Source organism: Anabaena sp. UHCC 0451 (assembly GCF_034931405.1).
Lineage (GTDB): Bacteria > Cyanobacteriota > Cyanobacteriia > Cyanobacteriales > Nostocaceae > RDYJ01.
In genome coordinates, this window is record NZ_JAYGHA010000074.1 from 1 (window position 1) to 4,588 (window position 4,588).

The window sequence follows — 4,588 nt, forward strand, 5'->3', positions numbered from 1 at the left end:
CTATCTAAGTTATTAATTTCAGCATCTACAAAATGCCCAATTTCCTCTAACAAAACCGCGCTAATTGCTTCAGTTGTGGAAGTATTGACAAAGGTATTTGATAGATAAATTGTATTCGTACTACTCGCATAAGCACCGTTAGCATTGCCAAGAATACTACTATCAAGAATCTCAATTTGCGGAAGTTGACTAAAATCACCAGTTTGCCATTGAGAACGAAGTGTTACAGCCACGGTACGATCATATTGTGTACCAAAAGCCTTATCAAACAGATTCCAGAAGTTATCAAAACCAGAAAAAGTGCTGAGTTGATTATAGGTCAGTGTGAGGACGGGTTTAATTACGTTATTCATATATTTGATTTGAGCAATTATTGGTGTTAAAAGCATTACTGGACATAACTTAGGTCACAGGTTTCTGAAAATCTACCTGAAGCCCTAAGTATATAAACACAAATGTGACATAAATATTTACAAATGTCAACAAGAGATACTGAATATATAGTTATATTTATAAGAGTTGAATTTTGTATAATATTCAAAAATCCCCGATTTCTCTAAGAATTCGGGGATATGAGCCTTTATCGACGTAATATATCTGAAATTTTAAATTTTGAATAGATTAACCCTTGCTCACAGTTGATTGAGAAAAAGAACGCAGTAACAATTTTCTTCCTAACTCAATATCTGAGGGTGAACATTGCCAATCTGGGTGTGCTGTCATTAACAAGCTATCTAAAGTTTCTTGATCAAAAAGATGCCACACAGGCGCATCATTAATTCTCGCTTCTACAGCATAACAGTTAGTTGCAATGCAGCGAATCATGCAACGGCTGGAAATTCTCGCCAAACTCATCATCTCTCCAGGTTGTAAAGAGCGAAATTTGCGGATTACTTCTTTAAACTCATCAAAAGAAGACACTATCAACCCCGGAAGGGCAAATGTTACCTTTTTTTCTCCATTCACCGCAATCCAGTAATGACGACTAGGGTCGATACCTTCTAGCCAAGGGGATTCATCATCAAGACGATAGCGGGGTGATAAGCAAAATAAAGGTTCCATAAGCTTCAGTTATAAATTTGGTTGGTTAAATTTGGTTGGTATTTAATTTGTTATTTAAAGTCAGGATCTTAAATTGCCCAAACAGGGCTGTATCATAGAAAGCAGCCTTAATATATTAAGTATTCGATAACTATCACTAATAAATCAAATAAATTTGGTAAAAGTTATCATATTATTCATATTTCTTCACAAAATACCTGCTTTCTGTTCATTTCATCAGTTCTGGTATAGTCGCTTCTAGCTTGAGACAATTAGCACCATTAACCTGCAACCGATATTCAACCTTATCCATCAAACGATTCATAATCAGCCACCCATAACCCCCTTCTTGTTTCTGCTTAGGATTGGGAGGAAAGTAGGTAGACATATCAAAACCTTGACCATAGTCCCAAATTTCGATCGCCAATTTCCGATCTTTGAGTTCCAACCGCAGTAAAATCGGTAAGCTAGGCTGATCTTTGTGAGCATGACGAACAGCGTTAGAATATGCTTCAACCAACGCCAAACGCAAACGACCTGATTGCTCTGACCAATCCACAGAATCCCCCAGATGGATTTTCAAGCATCCCAGCAACCAAGTTTCCACGATATTTATAAAACTTAAATCACTTGGTACATGAAGCTCACTTTTCATGAGTTACAAAACCTCCAGGGAGAGTATAGTTTGGTCATCTTCTTGCACATGGTTATCTGTTTGAATACGAGTTAATAAATTTTCAAGAGACAAAGGTTGAGCTTGCTCTTGTATAAGTTGCCAAAGACCTTCTTGATTGAGCATAGAAGAGTTAATTGGCTGATTACCATCATCAATTTTTCCAGATAAATTAGAATTTAAATTAGAGTCTAATGATACTTTTGCTTCCGTAATTCCATCACTCGCCAATAGCAGTGTATCTCCAGGAGCTAGAATCACGCGGCCGGACTCTGACTGCCATTTGGTAAAAATACCCAAGGGGATGCTGCGGACTTTCAGGTAATGGGGTTGAGTAACTAAAGTTACCGACTGTAACCACAAGAGAGGATAGATATGTCCAGCATTAGCATAGACAAGTTCCTTGGTAGTTCTGTTATAAGATGCAATCACAAGAGTAATAAAATAATTGCTACTGATTAAATCATCAGCTAAAGCATAATTAAGATTTTGCATGACAATATGCGGTTCTGCTGGTGATTCTTGGGATAATTCCCGACGCAATAGGGAAATAGCACTGGCCATGAATAAAGCCGCTGGCACACCTTTACCAGAAACATCACCGACAGCCAACCACAAATCACCTTTAGGATGGACAAAGACCTCAAAAAAATCGCCTCCTACTTCCCGTGCTGGGGAACAGCAAGCTTGTATTTTCACATTATCAAGCTCAGGTAAGCTTTGACGGAGTAAATTGTTTTGAATTTGACGAGCTACTTGCAATTCAACCCTGATTTGCTGTTGTTTTTCTTGCAAGCGTTGGTAGAGTTTGGCTTGGGAAAGAGCTAAAGCTGCTTGTTCTGCCACACCTGTAATGAGTTGAATATCTTCCTCTTGCCAAGGTTGTTCACTTCCCCATTGATAGAGAGTCATCACAGCTAGTAAGTGCTGTTGGCTGGTCAATGGTACAACTAGATAATAATAAGGTTGGTGATGGTATGTATCCTGAGTTAATTGATATTGTTGGCTATGGAGGACTTCTGCAATTAAAGGGATAGGGTCTAGAGGTAGACTGGTAACTGGGGATTTGGGATCGTGATAGGAAAACTGGGTTTGTGTCAAGAGATCGCCCTCTACCAGTCTCAATAAACAACTGGTAGCAGCAAATGTTTGACCAATAGTGACCACAATTTTTTGCAAGATGCTGTCATAATCCAAAGATTCCCGAATGGCGGTTGTCACAGCATTAAATAAAGATTCTCTTCGCAGAGCATGACGGAGTTCTTTTGTCCGCTTTTTAACTAATTTATAAGTATCCCTTCCTTGCTCCACTAATGCTTTGAGTTGTTCAGGTTTCCAAGGTTTAGTGATGTACTTGAATACCTGACCAGAGTTAATCGCATCCACCAAATCTTCAACATCCGTAAAACCAGTGAGCAAAATCCGAATCGTATCGGGAAAACGCTCCACTGTCAGACTGAAAAATTCTGTGCCATTCATATCTGGCATTCTTTGGTCAGAGATAATCACAGCCATCTCCCCTACTTGGTCTAAGATTGCCAAAGCATCATGGGCGTTATTTGCTTTATATACCTTAAAGTCTCGCCAAAAAGTGCGATAGAGTAAGTCCAAGTTGTCTGGCTCATCATCTACCACCATGAGCTTGAGCTTTTCAACCTCTTTCCCATTCATATTTAACTATATTTTTAGACACTTTAATGGCTAGTACCGCAGGGCGGAAGTCAAAAGTCAAAAGTCAAAAGTCAAAAGTAATATAGAATCAGCTTTTGAACGATTGAGAATAGTCCATTAACTTACGCCGCAGTGTACTAGATATTATCAAGTTTATCCACTTGTTTGCTAACTAACCATCAAAAAGATATCACTTAAGTAGGTTGTTGAGGAAAATTTTGCTCCTCACTCATTACCCCACAATTCCAGAACGCAAAGCACGTACTGCTGCTTGAGTACGGTCATCAGCAGATAGCTTGTTAAGAATATTGCGAACGTGAGTTTTGACAGTGCCAATTGTGATAAATAGCCTTTCGGCGATGATTGCATTACTGCAACCTTCGACTATCAATTGTAACACTTGTAACTCCCGTTCCGTAAGAGCATAAGGTTGGATAGACTGCTGATTTTCCTCAGATTCTAGAGAATCTCCCACAGTTTTGGTATGTGAGGATGATATAGATACTAGTCTATTCGGCTTTTGTTGTGCCTGTTGTAACACTATTCTAGCGATCGCTGGATCAATCCAAGCATAGCCATTGTATGTCACCCGCACTGCTTCGAGTAAATTATCGTAATTGATATCCTTCATACAGTAGGAGTCTGCACCTGCCGCAAAAGCAGCCAATACGGACTCCTTATTATCTTGCAGAGTTAAAATTAACACTTTAGTATCAAATTTTTCAGCTTCAGCAATACTTTTCACCTGTCTGGTTAGCTCAATCCCATCTTGATCTGGTAAACCTATATCAACAATCGCAATATCTGGTTGTAGTTTTTTTAACATTTTGAATCCTTCGGTAGCATTGGCAGCTTCCCCGACAACTTCAATTTCTTTTTTTTGTAAGAGTGCTGTGCGAATACCCACACGAGTGAGATCATGATCTTCAATCAGAGCGATGCGAATTTTACTCATAGTCAACTTATGTCTGTTAATACTCAGTTTTACACTCCCCACGCCTAAAAAGCATGAGATTATTAATTTACTGATAGGGTTTAGCATCTTTTCCTGATTCATCTGACCGTAGTGTAATAGTATAAATACATGGCGGTAAGATCACAGCAGAAAGCCCTGGTAGAGATCAAGGTCAAAGATTTTCTTTCCTTGCGGGTGAGTGAGAGGCTTCTTTTGTCCATCACCAAAGCTAAACTTGTATCCAAACG

General features: G+C 39.0%; 4 protein-coding genes and 1 pseudogene. All 5 read right to left on the reverse strand.

The annotated features are described in order from the left end of the window. Positions 1-353 (reverse strand): annotated as a pseudogene (locus tag VB694_RS25265) (hypothetical protein); the annotation flags it as partial. A 268-nt stretch (positions 354-621) separates the two neighbouring features. Then, the gene (locus tag VB694_RS25270) at positions 622-1,062 is read right to left on the reverse strand and encodes a hypothetical protein (protein WP_323363071.1); all 441 of its coding nucleotides are present in this window, start codon (positions 1,060-1,062) and stop codon (positions 622-624) included. A gap of 208 nt (positions 1,063-1,270) precedes the next feature. After that, positions 1,271-1,696, reverse strand: a complete 426-nt coding sequence (locus VB694_RS25275) for an anti-sigma regulatory factor (RefSeq protein ID WP_323363072.1) — start codon at positions 1,694-1,696, stop codon at positions 1,271-1,273. 3 nt (positions 1,697-1,699) lie between these two features. Continuing rightward, positions 1,700-3,385: a SpoIIE family protein phosphatase gene (locus VB694_RS25280; RefSeq protein WP_323363073.1), complete on the reverse strand. Its 1,686-nt coding sequence runs from the start codon at positions 3,383-3,385 to the stop codon at positions 1,700-1,702. A 232-nt stretch (positions 3,386-3,617) separates the two neighbouring features. Further along, positions 3,618-4,340 (reverse strand): response regulator transcription factor, encoded by a 723-nt coding sequence (locus VB694_RS25285; RefSeq protein ID WP_323363074.1) that lies wholly within the window; start codon positions 4,338-4,340, stop codon positions 3,618-3,620. Positions 4,341-4,588: the final 248 nt, after the last annotated feature.

Bases quoted from the DNA above. Each gene is read 5' to 3' on its own strand.
- VB694_RS25270 (WP_323363071.1), bottom strand. From the start codon at position 1,062: ATGGAACCTTTATTTTGCTTATCACCCCGCTATCGTCTTGATGATGAA.
- VB694_RS25275 (WP_323363072.1), bottom strand. From the start codon at position 1,696: ATGAAAAGTGAGCTTCATGTACCAAGTGATTTAAGTTTTATAAATATC.
- VB694_RS25280 (WP_323363073.1), bottom strand. From the start codon at position 3,385: ATGAATGGGAAAGAGGTTGAAAAGCTCAAGCTCATGGTGGTAGATGAT.
- VB694_RS25285 (WP_323363074.1), bottom strand. From the start codon at position 4,340: ATGAGTAAAATTCGCATCGCTCTGATTGAAGATCATGATCTCACTCGT.